11 protein-coding genes are annotated in these 13,770 nt (G+C 62.0%); 1 reads left to right on the top strand and 10 read right to left on the bottom strand.

Annotated features, from left to right (window positions below; translation table 11 throughout):
• Positions 1-64 precede the first annotated feature (64 nt).
• The 7 genes from P0D68_RS11800 to P0D68_RS11830 all read right to left on the bottom strand — a co-directional run bounded on the left by P0D68_RS11800 (position 65) and on the right by P0D68_RS11830 (position 7,486).
• Positions 65-778, bottom strand: a complete 714-nt coding sequence (locus P0D68_RS11800; protein WP_091806776.1) for an ABC transporter ATP-binding protein — start codon at positions 776-778, stop codon at positions 65-67.
• Positions 775-1,584 carry an ABC transporter ATP-binding protein gene (locus P0D68_RS11805; RefSeq protein WP_408184287.1) on the bottom strand — a complete coding sequence of 270 codons (810 nt, stop codon included), beginning with the start codon at positions 1,582-1,584 and terminating at the stop codon, positions 775-777. The genes P0D68_RS11800 and P0D68_RS11805 overlap by 4 nt, the downstream gene beginning before the upstream one ends.
• Positions 1,581-3,521, bottom strand: a complete 1,941-nt coding sequence (locus tag P0D68_RS11810; protein ID WP_408184288.1) for an ABC transporter permease — start codon at positions 3,519-3,521, stop codon at positions 1,581-1,583. The genes P0D68_RS11805 and P0D68_RS11810 overlap by 4 nt, the downstream gene beginning before the upstream one ends.
• Positions 3,522-3,661: 140 nt before the next feature.
• The gene (locus P0D68_RS11815) at positions 3,662-4,246 is read right to left on the bottom strand and encodes an amino acid synthesis family protein (protein ID WP_091806770.1); all 585 of its coding nucleotides are present in this window, start codon (positions 4,244-4,246) and stop codon (positions 3,662-3,664) included.
• Positions 4,247-4,306: 60 nt separating this feature from the next.
• Complete coding sequence (locus tag P0D68_RS11820; protein ID WP_408184290.1) at positions 4,307-4,897, bottom strand: amino acid synthesis family protein; 591 nt, start codon at positions 4,895-4,897, stop codon at positions 4,307-4,309.
• The gene (locus P0D68_RS11825; RefSeq protein ID WP_408293717.1) at positions 4,873-5,811 is read right to left on the bottom strand and encodes a UPF0280 family protein; all 939 of its coding nucleotides are present in this window, start codon (positions 5,809-5,811) and stop codon (positions 4,873-4,875) included. Before P0D68_RS11825 ends, P0D68_RS11820 begins: the two co-directional genes overlap by 25 nt.
• Before the next feature lie 67 nt (positions 5,812-5,878).
• A complete protein-coding gene (locus P0D68_RS11830; RefSeq protein ID WP_408293720.1) occupies positions 5,879-7,486 on the bottom strand; it encodes a 6-hydroxynicotinate reductase in 1,608 nt (535 codons plus the stop codon).
• Positions 7,487-7,859: 373 nt separating this feature from the next.
• Between P0D68_RS11830 and P0D68_RS11835 the strand changes: the two genes are divergently transcribed.
• Positions 7,860-8,588, top strand: coding sequence for a TetR/AcrR family transcriptional regulator (locus tag P0D68_RS11835; protein ID WP_408293723.1), 729 nt, complete (start codon positions 7,860-7,862; stop codon positions 8,586-8,588).
• A gap of 21 nt (positions 8,589-8,609) precedes the next feature.
• Here the strand turns inward: P0D68_RS11835 and wecB are convergent, their stop codons facing one another.
• The 3 genes from wecB to P0D68_RS11850 form a co-directional block, all read right to left on the bottom strand.
• The gene (gene wecB / locus P0D68_RS11840; protein ID WP_408293726.1) at positions 8,610-9,713 is read right to left on the bottom strand and encodes a non-hydrolyzing UDP-N-acetylglucosamine 2-epimerase; all 1,104 of its coding nucleotides are present in this window, start codon (positions 9,711-9,713) and stop codon (positions 8,610-8,612) included.
• Between the two features lie 67 nt (positions 9,714-9,780).
• Positions 9,781-10,968: a methyltransferase gene (locus P0D68_RS11845; protein WP_408468430.1), complete on the bottom strand. Its 1,188-nt coding sequence runs from the start codon at positions 10,966-10,968 to the stop codon at positions 9,781-9,783.
• 66 nt (positions 10,969-11,034) lie between these two features.
• Positions 11,035-13,746 carry a glycosyltransferase gene (locus P0D68_RS11850; protein ID WP_408293730.1) on the bottom strand — a complete coding sequence of 904 codons (2,712 nt, stop codon included), beginning with the start codon at positions 13,744-13,746 and terminating at the stop codon, positions 11,035-11,037.
• Between the last annotated feature and the right edge of the window lie 24 nt (positions 13,747-13,770).

Consider the following 13,770-nt stretch of genomic DNA (forward strand, 5'->3'; position numbering starts at 1 on the left):
TTTCGCAACGACTGTCCGGCGCCCGCGATGCGCGACCGCGTGTGATTCGCACGCGCCGATGGATTCACACGCTCAGATAAGCGCGCCTCACTGTTTCGTTCTGCGCGAGTTCGCCGATCGTGCCGCTGAAGCGGATCTGCCCTTTTTCGAGCACGTACGCGCGGTCGCTGACGAGCTCGGCGAAGTGCAGGTTCTGTTCGGACAACAGGATCGACAGCCCTTCGCGCTTGAGTTCGAGAATCATGTTCGCCATCTGTTCGACGATCACCGGCGCCACGCCTTCGGACGGTTCGTCGAGCAGCACCAGATACGGATTGCCCATCAGGGTGCGCGACACGGTGAGCATCTGCTGCTCGCCGCCGCTCATCTGGCCGCCCGGACGTTGCGGCATTTCGCCGAGATTGGGAAAGAGGCGGAACAATTTTTCCGGCGTCCATTGCGGTGCGCCTTCGCGCGGCGGCTGACGGCCGGTGTCGAGGTTCTCCATCACGGTCAGATCCGCGAACACGCGACGATCCTCGGGCACGAAGCCCATGCCCATACGCGCGATCTTGTATGGCGGCAACGCCGTGATGTTCTGACCGCGAAAACTCACTTCGCCGTGACGGCGCGGCAGCAGGCCCATCACCGCTTTCATCGTGGTCGATTTGCCCGCGCCGTTGCGGCCCATTAGCGCCACGACTTCGCCGCGGCCGACTTCGAGCCCGACGTCGAACAGAATATGTGCGCGGCCATAGAACGCGTTGAGGCCGGAGACTTTCAGCATCGGCTCGCTCATTGCAATGCTCCCTGGCCTTGATGGCCGCCGGCTGCGTCGTGCAGCGGTGCGTGCGGCTGGAAGGTCTTACCGGTGCCGAAATAGACTTCCTGCACGCGCGGGTCGTTTCGGATCGTCTCGGCGTCGCCTTCGGCAATCAGCTTGCCGCGCGCGAGCACGATCATGCGATCGGCGTAGGCGAATACGACGTCCATGCTGTGCTCGGTGAACAGCACGCCGATCTGGTGTTCGGTGACCAGACGTTTGGTCAGCGCCATCAGCTCGTTGCGCTCCTTCGGCGCCATGCCGGCGGTGGGTTCATCCATCAGCAGCAGCTTGGGGCGATTGGCCAGCGCAATCGCGAGTTCCACACGCTTCACATCGCCATAAGCGAGCACGCCGCACGCACGGTTCGCGTCCGCGGCCATGCCGACCTGGTCGAGCAGCGCGAGGGCTTCGTCGGCGTAGCGCGAACGGGCGGGCTTCCATAGCCCGAAGGTCTGGCGTTCGCGCGAGACCAGCGCCATCTGCACATTCTCGATCACGGTCATGGAGTTGAAGGTCGCGGCAATCTGAAACGTGCGCCCCACGCCCAGCCGCCAGATGTCGCGCGGACGCATGCCGACCAGTTCATGACCGTCGAGACGAATCGATCCGGACGAAGGCGTCAACTGACCGTTGACCATGTTGAAACAGGTGGACTTGCCCGCACCGTTCGGCCCGAGCAGGGCCAGCAATTGACCCGCTTCGAGATCGAAGGAAACGTTCTCGACCGCCTTGAGGCCGCCGAACGATTTGGAGAGACCGCTGACGCGCAGCAAGCTCATAGCCCCTCCTTGATCGCCGCGCGCTGAGCAGGCGGGACGGCGCTCTTTTCAGCCGGGTCGGCGGTATCGTCGCCGAAACGCTCGCGAATGAAGCCGACGATCCCCTGCGGAAACGCGATCACCAACAGCAGGATCGCGAAGCCCAGCAGCGCCTGCCAGTAGTCGGTTTGCCGCGCGACGGTGTCCTGCAGCCACGTGAACACGGCCGCGCCCACAATCGGCCCGGTGAGTGTCTGCAAGCCGCCGAGCAGCACCATCACGAGGCCGTCCACCGAACGGCTCACGCTGATCACTTCCGGCGAAATCGTGCCCTTCGAGAAGGCATAGAGCGATCCGGCGAGTCCGCAGAACAGCGACGCGATCACGAACGCGGCCCATTGCACGCGTTTCACGTCGATGCCGATCGCCTCGGCGCGGAGCACGGAATCACGCGAGGCCCGCATGGCGTAACCCAGCGGCGAGAACAACATCTTGCGCAACAGCCACACGCCGACCACGGCGCAGGCGAGCGTCACGTAGTAAAAGGCCACCGGCGACGACAACCAGTTCGACGGCCACAAACCGAGAATGCCGTTGCTGCCGCCCGTCACGTCGTCCCACTGGAACACCACCGACCAGACGATCTGCGCGAACGCGAGCGTCAGCATCGCGAGATAGACACCGGAGAGGCGCACGCAGAACCAGCCGAACACCAGCGCGCCGGCCACCGCCAATAGCGGGCCGAGCAGCAACGCGGCTTCCATCGGCAAATTCAATACTTTGAGGAATAGCGCGGCGCCGTATGCGCCCAGTCCGAAGTAGGCGGCGTGGCCGAACGAATGCATGCCGCCCGGTCCCATGATGAAATGCAGACTGGTCGCGAACAGCACGGCGATCAGGATCTCGACCAGCAATACGGGCATGTACGGAAATGCGTTGGCCGCGAGCGGCGCCAGCACGAGAACCAGCAACGCGATAGCGGCCAGCCATTTGAGCCGTTTGCCCGCCGGACGCAAAGGCGTTTCCGGCGCCGCCATGCCACGAACCGCGGCGCTCGCGCGGCCGAGCAGACCCCACGGACGCACCACCAGCACGACCGCCATCACGACGAATTCAGCCACCAGCGTGAAGCGGCTCAGCGACAGACCGACGCCGAAGATCGTCACGTGGCCGATGCCGATGCACAGCGCCTTGATCTCCGCGATGATCAGCGCGGCAATGAACGCCCCCGGAATCGAACCCATGCCGCCGACCACCACCACCACGAAAGCGTTGCCGATCGTCTCCAGATCCAGCGACAGATTCGCCGACATGCGCGGCCCTTGCAGGGCACCGCCCAACCCGGCGAGAAACGCGCCGACGAAAAACACACCGGTAAACAGCCACGCCTGATTGATGCCGAGCGCGCCAAGCATCTCGCGATCCTGCGTGGCGGCGCGCACCAGCGTGCCCCAGCGCGTGCGTGTCAACGCGTACCAGAGCAGCAGCAACACCACGGGACCGATCACGATCAAGGCAATGTCGTAGGTAGGCAGCGGATGGCCGAGGAAATCGACCGCGCCCGCCAGATGCGGCGCACGTGGACCGAACAGGTCTTCCGGGCCCCACAGCCACAGCGCGGCATCGCGAAAGATCAGCACCAGCGCGAACGTGGCGAGCAGATGAAACAGCTCGGGCGCCTGGTAGATGCGGCGCAGAACCACCATCTCGACCAGCGCGCCCAGCACCGCGACCACCAGCGCCGCAGCCAGCACCGACAGCCAGAAGCCGACCGCCGTGTGCCCGAAACGGCTCGCGATGCTATACGCGACATAGATGCCGAACATATAGAACGAGCCGTGCGCGAAGTTGACGATACGTGTCACGCCGAAGATCAGCGACAAACCGGCGGCGACGAGAAACAGCGTCGACGCGTCGGCGAGTCCGTTGACCAGCTGTACCAGCAAATTCGAAAACATCGCGACCCTCGGCAGCTTGCTGAACGGCGAGTGCGCGGCCTCGCGCATTCGACACGATCAGCAGACGTTGCAGCGCGTGCGGCACCATGCACGCACGCGTCAACGGCAGGACAGTAACAGCGAAATAAACGAATGCAAACTCAGCGCAGACCGTCTTCGCCTTTGATCTCGCTCACCTGCAACCCGCCGATGCGCGGCAGCGGCCGGCCTGACGCCGTTACCGCGACAGCGACGACAATTTCGTTCGCACGCGGCGCGTCCGACACGCGCGCTTCGATGGCATCGAAATGACTGCGCACGAAGGCGGCGTCTTTGTGGCCGAGCGGCACGTCGATCGCGGTGCCGAGCGTGCCCATCTTCTTTGCGGACGGCACCAGTGCCGCGCCTTTCTCCACCGCCGCGCGCAGCGGCGCGCCGAGCTTCGGATGCAGGATCGCGGCGGCATGCTCCAGTTCGCCCGCCTCGCCGACGATAGCAGCCTTGCCATAGCTTTGCGCGTCGCCCGGCGCGATGCCGAGCGCTTCGACACACTTGTTGCCGAGCAACGCGCCCAACTCCTCGCCCGCTTCGATCAGCGCGTCGAGTTTGGCTTCGTAGCGGCCGGCATAAGGGTTATCGATCACCGCAATTGCAACGGCTCGGCGCGCCGGCGGCTCGACGGCCTGGCCCATTTCAATGCGTGTTTCATCCACTTGCACGACCAGCTTGCGAAGCTTGATTGCCATTTCGCTCTCCGAGTTCCGATGCCTGCTCTGCGTTATTTTCCGTGCGCCAGCGAGGCGCGCTCAGCGCAAACCGTCCTTGCCCACGATCGCCTCTTTCGCGAGGCCGCCCACCCGCGCGTGCACGCGCTGCCCCGTGCTCATCACGAGGATATACACCAGCTCGTCCGCTGCGGGCGCGCCGGGCACGCGCACTTCGATCGCGTCGAAATGGCTGCGCACGTAGCTCGCATTGACATGCGTGAGCGGCACGTCGAGCGCGGTGGACGGCGCGCCGACCTTCTTGGTCGACGGCACGATGGCGTTGGTCGGCACGCCGTTCTTCTCCAGCAACTCACGCATCGCATAGCCTCCCGGCACATGCCACAACGCGCCGTGCTCCAGTTCGCCACGCGAGCCGACAATCGCGCCCTTGCCGTAACTCTCAATCGACGCATGCGGCACCGCCATCGCCGCCAGCAACCGTTGCGCCATATCGAAGCCGATCGGCTTGAGCGCTTCCATTGCGTGCTCGATTTTCGCTTCGTAGCGCCCGGCGAACGGGTTCGTCATCACCGCGGCGATCGCGCCGCGCCTGAGCGGCTGCGCGGGCGCGGGGCCGAACTCGTGGAAGATGTCTTCGACGTGCGTCAGCACGCGGCGTATTTCGAACACGGAGCCTCCGTTTTTATCTGTGCGCGATGCGTGAGCAACCCGCCTGTGTCATGAATGCCAACCACGCGCACCCGCCCTTGCAGGAATAGCGCGGCGCCTTCAATCAAGCCTTGTGCGAGCAAATGCTGGGCGGCTTCGACGCCACGCGCCAGCGCGAAATCGATCAGCGGCTGCGGTAAGGACGGCACGTCGACTGTGACGAGCATGTCGCCGAGGTCGCTATCGTCCTTCAACGACGAAGCCGGACGCCGCAAGATCCCCGCGTGATCCAGATCGACGGCATTGGCGATCATCGTCGCGGCGGCGTCCGCGGCGGCGGCGTTGCGCGCGAGCACGGTGACGCTGTCGGCAATGCCGAGGCTGAAGCTGCGGCCGCGCCAGCCGCTCGTCGCAATGCCGCGTACCGGCAGGTTCGCGTCGAGCGTCAGGTTGGCGTCGAGCGTCTGATCGCGTGAGAGCCGCACGGGCGAGAACGATGCGAGGTCGGCGAACACGCCGACGCGGTATTGCTGTGCTTCGGTCAGATAGAGCGCAATGTCGCCGCCATTGTTGATGAATGCGCGCGAGATGTCTTCACGCGCAAACGCCGTGATCAGCTCATCGGCGACGCTGCCCGCCACCGCCGCCATCGGCGTGATGTAGCGCGCCCGGTGAGGATGACAGGCCGACCACATGCGACGGGCAACCGCGCCTTGCAACGCTGTGCCGTTCAACGTCGAGTCGGCCGGCACAGGCTGCCGAAGCCGCGGCAACTCGCCCACCAGCTCCGGCAACACGTCGACAAAACGCGCCCAGCACGCCTCATACGCCGCCTGCACCGCCGAAGGCGTGCCGTCCGCGCTGAGGATCAGATCGATCGGCCCATGCTGCCAATGCCAGCGGGTCGCATCGAGTCGGGTGCGGGTTGGGTTCATCGTGTCCGTTACGTGCGTTGCGTCTTCTAGGTGCGTTGGGTTGTTTAGATCGGCGCGGGCGGCGCCGTTAACCGAGCATCGGCGGCATGGCGGGCGGCCACGGATTGTCGGGATTGCGCGCGAGGGTTCGGCGCGCGAGCGGCGCGCCCTCCGTATGCTCCGGACCGTTAGCCAATACGCTCTCTAATGAGCGCACCGCGTCGAGATGACCACCCAGATCGCGATACGCGTCATAGGTCATGGTGAATTCGATCGGCGCGACAATGGCGGGCGTCGGCACCGTGCCGAACGAACGGTCGGGCATGCGCGAGACATCCACCATCACCGTGATGCCGCCGCCCGGCCACACGTAAGCCGGTGCGCCGCCGCAGGTCACATTGACCAGTTTCTGTTTGATCGCGCGCGTGAGCAGCACCGGGTTTTCCGTGGCACCCGCCCGCAGGCTGCCGCCCGCGCCGCCGAGAAAAAGCACGGTGGCCAGCGACGGCTCGCAGTTCTCGCCGATCCGTTCGACCGTGCGGCGCACCGCCTCCGGCATCGCCGCGATGCGCGGCACGAGATCCTGATCGAGTTCGTACCACTGCGCGTGCTCGCCGGTGGTGGATACCATCAGCAGGCGCATACCGGGCCTGGCGACGGCAGGATCGAAGCCTTCGACAATCGCGAGCGGGTCCTGAATGTCGGTGCCGCCCCAACCCGTGCCGGGATTGGCCACCTGAAAATAACGGCCCGGCGTCGACTTGCGTCCGCGAATCTTCAGACCTGAGCGCGTCATGCCGAGACAGCGACCCGCCTGATGCTCGGTCAGCACGCCGGTAATGTGATCGTCGACGACCACCACTTCGTCGGCATGACCGAACCATTGCTTCGCGAAGATGCCGATCGTGGCCGACCCGCAGCCCACGCGCATGCGCTGCTCCACGACGCCGTCGACAATCGGCGCAGCGCCCGCGCGAATCACCAGACTCGCGCCGCCATCGATGCTCAGTTCCACCGCCTCCTTGTTGCCGAGCGCGAGCATCATGTCGCACGTCACGCGGCCTTCTTTCTTGCTGCCGCCGGTAAGATGATGCACGCCGCCGAGGCTCAGCATCTGCGAACCGTATTCGGCCGTCGTCACATGGCCGACGATCTCGCCCTGGCAACGCACGTTCGACTGCTCCGGCCCGAGGAAGCGGTCGGTGTCGATCTTCACCTTGAAGCTGCAATAGCTGAAAATGCCTTCGGTGACGACCGTGATCATGTCGACGTCGTCGAGTTTCGAAGCGACGATAAAGGGCGCCGGCTTGTAGTCGGGATACGTGGAGGATGCGCCGACGCCGGTCACGAACAACGCCTGTTCGGCCGCGGGGTCCCGCACTTCGGAAGCCGCACCAAATTCGATCGTGGCGTTCGCACTGCCTGCGCCCGCTTCGGCTGTTAAAGGCGCGCGCGACAGGAACACCACCGGATCGACACGAATGAGCCTGCCGTCGGCGTTCGCATAACGGTCGCATGCGCCGGTGCGTCCTGCTGATATTTGACACAGCACCGGGCACGCGTTGCATTCAATCTTGTTCGACGCCATCCGCTCGCTGCGCGGCGCCGCCTTCTCGAGCACGGTCGGACCCGGCGTCGAGGCGGTTTCACCGTCGACGCTCTCCGCTCCGAAATCGACCTTCGTATGTTCTGTCATGGTGGGGTTCCCATACGACGACATTACAATCGGTCCCGCTCCGGCTCACGAATAGTCCTTGTTTGAAGGCACTTTCGCGTGATCCGCTCATTTCCATGTTGCGGTCACTCACCGTTCGTGTAGTATCCGCTACACCAAACTCGTTAGAAATCTACTCGATCAATTTAGTCTGCGCAACGTATTTACTGGCATGCGCGTGATTGGTGCAACGCCACATCACCGTGTGAATGACGCTTCAATCTACGCCGAAGTGAATGATCGCGCAGCGCATCCCGCAACCGTCCATGCGGGCTGTATGATGAAGGCGCGCCCCTGCCTGGCCGGCTGCGGCGCGTGCCATTCAACCTACGCTAACAAGAGATCCGAGACCGCCATGAGTCCCACCGCCGCCCGCAAACCGGGCGCTACCGGCATCCGTGCGAAACAGGCGCAGGACACTCGCGCCAAGATTCTGAAAGCGGCCATCAAGGTCTTTGCCAAGCAGGGCTATGCGAGTGGCCGTGTGGAGAGTATTTCGAAGGCGGCGCGCTCGCACGACCGCATGATTTATTACTACTTCGGCAGCAAGGAACAGTTGTTCGTCGAGGTTCTGGAAACGATCTACACGCAGTTCAACGAGGCGGAAAGCAAGCTCGATCTCGATCTGGCCAACCCGGTGCATGGGCTCGAACAGATGGTCGAGTTCGTCTGGCAGTACTACCTCGATCATCCCGAGTTCGTCACGCTGCTCTCCAGCGAAAATCTGCATCAAGGCAAGCACGCGAAGAAATCCCTGAAGCTGAAGGAGATTTCCGGCTATGCAATTTCGGTGGTGCAGAAGTTATTGGACGCGGGGCAGGCACAGCAAGTGTTCCGTCCGGATGTCAAAGCGCGCGATGTGTATTTGATGATCGCCTCGCTCGGGTATTTTTATAACGCCAATCAGTACACGTTGGGCGCGTTTCTGGGTGAGCCGCTCATGGAGAAGGCGGCGCTCGAGCATTGGTGCGAGGTGATCAAGGACACGGTGCTGCGCGCGGTGCGGTCGAGTTTGCCGGTGCCGCCGGATGCGGCGGCGCTCACGGTCGCGGTGAACGAGGCAAGCCAGAATAGCGAGGCATAACCGCTCCGCCGCAAGATGGCGCTACACCTGAAAGTGATCTCTCAATACGCTTACGATTCGTCCGCACGCGTGGCCGTCACCATAAGGCGACACGCCTCGCGCCATACGCTTGTATTCGGCCGGGTCGTCGAGTAGCCGTTGCGTGTTCGAGACAATGTCGGCGTATTCGGTGCCCACGAGCTTGACGACCTCGTGCGCGACCGCCTCCGGGCGCTCTGTCTCGCGCCGTAGCACGAGCACCGGTTTGCCGAGCGCGGGCGCCTCCTCCTGCACGCCACCGGAGTCGGTCAGGATCAGATAGGCCTGCTTCATCGCCGCAACGAACGGTAGGTAATCCAGGGGTTCGCACAGCGTGATCCGTGGATGGTTGTCGAGATGGGCGTAGGCCGTTTCACGCACGTTCGGATTCGGGTGAACCGGATAGAGCACATGAACGTCGGGATTGTTATCGGCGATCGATTTGATTGCTCGAAGAATGTTCTGAAACGCCTCGCCAAAATTCTCGCGACGGTGCGAGGTCACTAGAATCAGCCGGCTATCGCCTTTGAAAGGCGTTGCACCATCGCAGCGCCCTGCCACGTCCAGCAACGCGTCGATGACCGTGTTACCGGTGACGAACACGCTCGCTGCATCGATACCTTCTGTGAGGAGATTCTGTTTCGCGGTCTCCGTCGGTGCGAAATGCCAGCGCGCAAGCCGGCTTGCGACCACACGATTCATTTCTTCCGGAAACGGATTCGACAGATCACCGGTTCTCAGTCCGGCTTCGACATGCCCGACCGGCACGCGCCGGTAAAAGGATGCGAGCGCTGCCGTCAGAACAGTGGTCGTATCGCCCTGCGCGAGCAGCACGTCGGGCTGTTCGGCGGCAAGCACCTCATCGAGGCGAACTATGAGCCGTGAAGTCAGCATGGGTAGCGACTGATTGGGTTGCATGATATCGAGGTCGATATCGGCTTTGATCTCGAACAGACGCAACACCTGATCGAGCATGCCGCGATGCTGCGCCGTTGCCAGGACGCGGCAGTCCGCCCACTCTTCGCGCTGCAACCGCTTGACGAGCGGCGCCATTTTCACAGCTTCGGGACGCGTTCCGATAGTGACGATAATCTTACGTTTTTTCACGGCGTTTTCCGGTATGGGGACTTGATAAAGGATGGGGAGTCGCAGTCGATGGTGTGTTTTTGCACGGTCAGGCTCTACCGACCAACCGGCGGATCGCGCTTCTGAGCCGCCAGGTCTTCGAGCGCAGCGTCGTGTTCAATTGCCTTTCGACCGCGTCCGCATGCGCTCGGACTTCGGTCAGCAACGCGGCGCAATGTTCGCCTTCGTCCTTGTGTTTTTTGATGCCCGCATGAAGCGAAGCAATCTCCACGGACAGAGCGCGGCGTTCCTGGCTCGCTTCGCCCATTGTCTGGTCGCGTTCGGTGATTGCTCGTGTTAGGTCGCGGACTGTCTGCTCCCGCTCGCTGAGCGCTTGCTTCAATTCGTCGAGTGCTTGATCCCGTTCGGAGAGCGTCTCTTGCAAGCGCTTCTGCTTCATCTTCTCCGCATCGAGTTCTGCGCATACTTGCTGCAGCTTGTTCTCTGTCGATTCGAGACGCGCGGTCGTCGCAGCACGCTCGCTATGAGTTTGAGCAAGCTGTGCCGCGAACTGCTCCCTCTCTAAGGCATGCATCTGTGCAATGCCTTCACTGCGCTTTCGCGCAAACGCCTCGTAAGTATCGTCGCCAACAAAGAAATTGCGCAGATCGGGCCGAGTGCCTCCGAGCGCCGAGAGCCGCGCGTAGACGAGCAATATCTGCTTCCCGTTCCAGTAGTTGATATTGATTTTCGACGTGTCGACGACGCGGCAGGCCACCGCGGCGAAACCGGGCACCGGACAGACGGGAATGTTGGCCAGGTCGAACGTGAAGAAATGCTCGGGGATCCGGTCATATTCCTGAAACGGCAGAAGCAGAACCAGAAAACGCCTGGTGTGCTCCGCAAGCCGTGCGACAACATCGAACGGGCGGTCGAAATGCTCAAGCGTATTCGACGAAAAAATGACGTCGTAGTCGTCTAGCTCGTCGAGAGACTGCGCTTTGAAACACCGATGGGGAAAGGAGGCCCGGGCCTTCTCGATCGCCACTTCCGAAATATCGACTCCGGTGATCGAGTTCACGCCAAGCCATTTGCTCAGTTCATCTACGCCCTGCCCCTCCGCACAACCCCAGTCGCAAATCTTCCATTGCTCGCGCAACATCAGGTCCTTGAACCAGTCCGGCATCAGCGTAGCCGCAATCGTCGCGAAAAATCGCGTTTGGCCATGTCCGCCGGCAGAGACCCAGTCCGTCGAAAAACGATGGTCCCAGTATTGCTTTGAGTTGATGTCTGTCATTACAAGGCCTGTTGGTCTGCTCATTCGATTGAATGCGCGGACGTTCGCGATAGGGAGCAAAGATGCCTAGTCGACAGTCAGTGTGCTTTCGATGACTTCGCGCCAGCGCTTTTCCCATTCCTGCTTGGCAAACGCGGCCGAGGACTCGAGTCCGTGCGCCGCGAGTTTCGCGAGCCTCATTCGATCGTCGGCCAGTTCTTCGATAGCGGCCGCAAGCTCGATATAGTCCGCACGGATCAGCTTGCCGTTGTACCCGTCGACGATCAGGTTCGGCAGTCCGCCGACGTTGGTCGCTATGACCGCGTTATTGGTCGCCAGCGCCTCGATACAGGATAGGGAGGTTCCTTCCGAATACATGGTCGGCACCAGCACGATATGGCTGTCGACATAGGCTTTGTACATGTCCTCCATGTCGTATTCGATCCACGTCACCCTGTGCGGATGACGCGCCATGAACGCTTTCACCGCTTGCGCATCGTGGTCGATCGCCTGACCGCACAGGACCAGGCGGATATCCGGGCGCCGCGAAAACAAAAGATCGAACGCGTTGATGGTCAGATAGAGACCGCGCGCTTCATAAAGCCGGCGCGGCAGCAGAACGCATAACTCCTCTGTCTCGAAGTTCTTCGGATGGCTCCTGAAAGACTCGAGATCGACGTAGTTCGGGACGTACGTGAGTGTATTGGCGAGCGCCCAGTCATAGGTTCGCACCCAGTTGATAAAATTCGTATCGACACACACGCATTGGTCGCTGTTGCGCAGCGCGCGGAACAACGGTTCATAGCGTGCCCGGTCAAATGTGGCGAGGTTATTGGAGGCTCCGTCCCAATGAATGCCGTGGTTGATCGAGATAACGCGCTTGTTTTTCCCGAGCGACGCGGCAAGTTCAGTCGGTGACGCGATAATGAGATCGACATCCGCGCAGAATTGGGCGTATTTGCCAGACATCGCGTCGAAATCCAAGTTGTCGGCGGCATTGATCCCGACTACCTTGACGCCTCGAAAATCGCGCTCGAACGGCTCGCGGGCGTTCTGCAGCAGACGAACCTCGCAGCCCATGCCATGCAGCACGACTGCGAGGTCGTAGACGTAGCGTTCCGCCCCGCCCTTATAGACGGTTTCGCCGTTCCAGTCGTAGAAGTTGACGTTGATGATGTCCACCTTCACCGTGCGCCGCGCGCAAGCGGCCGTCAGCCTCGTCACGTTCCCGGCGTTGACCTGTCTGAGCAACGGCGCGTGAAGCACCGGCCAGGCGTGCGCGTTCGCAACCTCTGCGGACGCCTCCGTGTACGCGGAGGACCACTGGCCGCTCGCTACTGCGTCGACGAAGTCGATTCCCGAGGCGACGATAATGGCGTGTTCGTATTCCCTGATGGTCCGGGTCGGCGTGCCGATCACCGGTTTCCCGGCGGCCAGATACTCGAACAGCTTCAGCGGCGAAACGGGGTCGGTTTTCTCGCTCACAACGAACGGCACAATACCGACATCGATCCAGGCGAGATAGTGCTTCAGTTCGGCATACGGTTTCGGGCCGAGGTGAATGAAATTGTCGAACGTCTTCAGACGCGCCATGCGCTCCTGAACCTCGACGCTGTATTGCGGCTCGAAAGCGACGACAGGACCGACGAACAGCATCACCACCCCGTCGAGTCGCACGATTTCGTCGAGCAAATCAAAATCGAGCAACTCGGAAATTGCACCGTGGTAGCCGACAACCTTCCGGTTCGCCACCATCTCGTACAGCTTCGCCGGCACGTCGCATCGCTCGCGCTCGCCGTGAACGAAGTCTTCCGGATAAACGCCGTTTTCCAGCAGCAGCGCATTCGCGACCTTCGCGCGGTTCGCCTCGTACAGCCGATTCGACGAGAACAGGCACACATTCGCGATCTGCAGCAAGACCTCATGGTCGCAACGCATGACGTCGGAATAGTTCGCGAAAATGGTCAGGTCATCGAGAACATCGTAAATCGTCAATGCGGCACGGCAGATTTCGGCCACGTACTTGAAACCCGGCCAGTGAAGATAGAGCGTGACCGGCTCGTCCTGAAAATAGCCGAGGAAATCCTCGACCATGTTGGACACGTACAGGTTGTTTGACTTGGGCTGGATCACGGGATAAGGCCCGCCGTACTCCAGCATCACGCAAAGATAGCCCGCCTTTGCGAACTCGGCCATGAGGTGGTCGGGACGCTGCTTGAGCGAAAGATCGTAGGCAACCGGGCACAGCACCACACCCCGGCGGTCCGGATGCGCCGTAAGCAGGCGGCTGATCTGGTGCCTTCTTTGTTTCGAGGGTTCCTTCGCGTAGTTCCCAAAGTATGTCGCCTGGGCGCGTGTATGGACTTCGTAGTCTCCGCCGGCTACGGGCAGGACGTCATGCATGGGTACAACGGCATCCGCCGGCGTCTGCGTCTTGCCGCGCGCCGCCAGCGCATAAACCGCGCTCGCAATCCGTCGCATTGGCGCGGTCAACTTCCACGAACTGCTTTCGAAAATTTCGCCAAGGGACCCCTGCACACGCTCGCGCTCGCGAACCTCGCGCACAAGCTCGCTCGATACGTCGTTCAGCGAGCGCTTGAGACTATGGATTTCCGACAGCGCGTCCGACAACCGCTTCGCCAGTGTGTACCGGTCTCTGCGCGCGAGACGCTGCTCCTCTGCAATCTGCTCGTGTTGCGTGATGAGAGCATCCGCGTCGGAGATCGAAGTGCTCCGCTTCGTGACCGATGCGAGGGTGTGTCTCCGCGTTACGTTTGGCATTGCTTCTTGTCTGTCCATGGCCAACCTCTCGAGTCGCCGTTA

Source organism: Paraburkholderia sp. RL17-380-BIE-A (assembly GCF_046028085.1).
In the GTDB taxonomy this organism is placed as follows: Bacteria; Pseudomonadota; Gammaproteobacteria; order Burkholderiales; family Burkholderiaceae; genus Paraburkholderia.

Bases quoted from the DNA above. Each gene is read 5' to 3' on its own strand.
- P0D68_RS11800 (WP_091806776.1), bottom strand. From the start codon at position 778: ATGAGCGAGCCGATGCTGAAAGTCTCCGGCCTCAACGCGTTCTATGGC.
- P0D68_RS11805 (WP_408184287.1), bottom strand. From the start codon at position 1,584: ATGAGCTTGCTGCGCGTCAGCGGTCTCTCCAAATCGTTCGGCGGCCTC.
- P0D68_RS11810 (WP_408184288.1), bottom strand. From the start codon at position 3,521: ATGTTTTCGAATTTGCTGGTACAGCTGGTCAACGGACTCGCCGACGCG.
- P0D68_RS11815 (WP_091806770.1), bottom strand. From the start codon at position 4,246: ATGGCAATCAAGCTTCGCAAGCTGGTCGTGCAAGTGGATGAAACACGC.
- P0D68_RS11825 (WP_408293717.1), bottom strand. From the start codon at position 5,811: ATGAACCCAACCCGCACCCGACTCGATGCGACCCGCTGGCATTGGCAG.
- P0D68_RS11830 (WP_408293720.1), bottom strand. From the start codon at position 7,486: ATGACAGAACATACGAAGGTCGATTTCGGAGCGGAGAGCGTCGACGGT.
- P0D68_RS11835 (WP_408293723.1), top strand. From the start codon at position 7,860: ATGAGTCCCACCGCCGCCCGCAAACCGGGCGCTACCGGCATCCGTGCG.
- P0D68_RS11845 (WP_408468430.1), bottom strand. From the start codon at position 10,968: ATGACAGACATCAACTCAAAGCAATACTGGGACCATCGTTTTTCGACG.
- P0D68_RS11850 (WP_408293730.1), bottom strand. From the start codon at position 13,746: ATGGACAGACAAGAAGCAATGCCAAACGTAACGCGGAGACACACCCTC.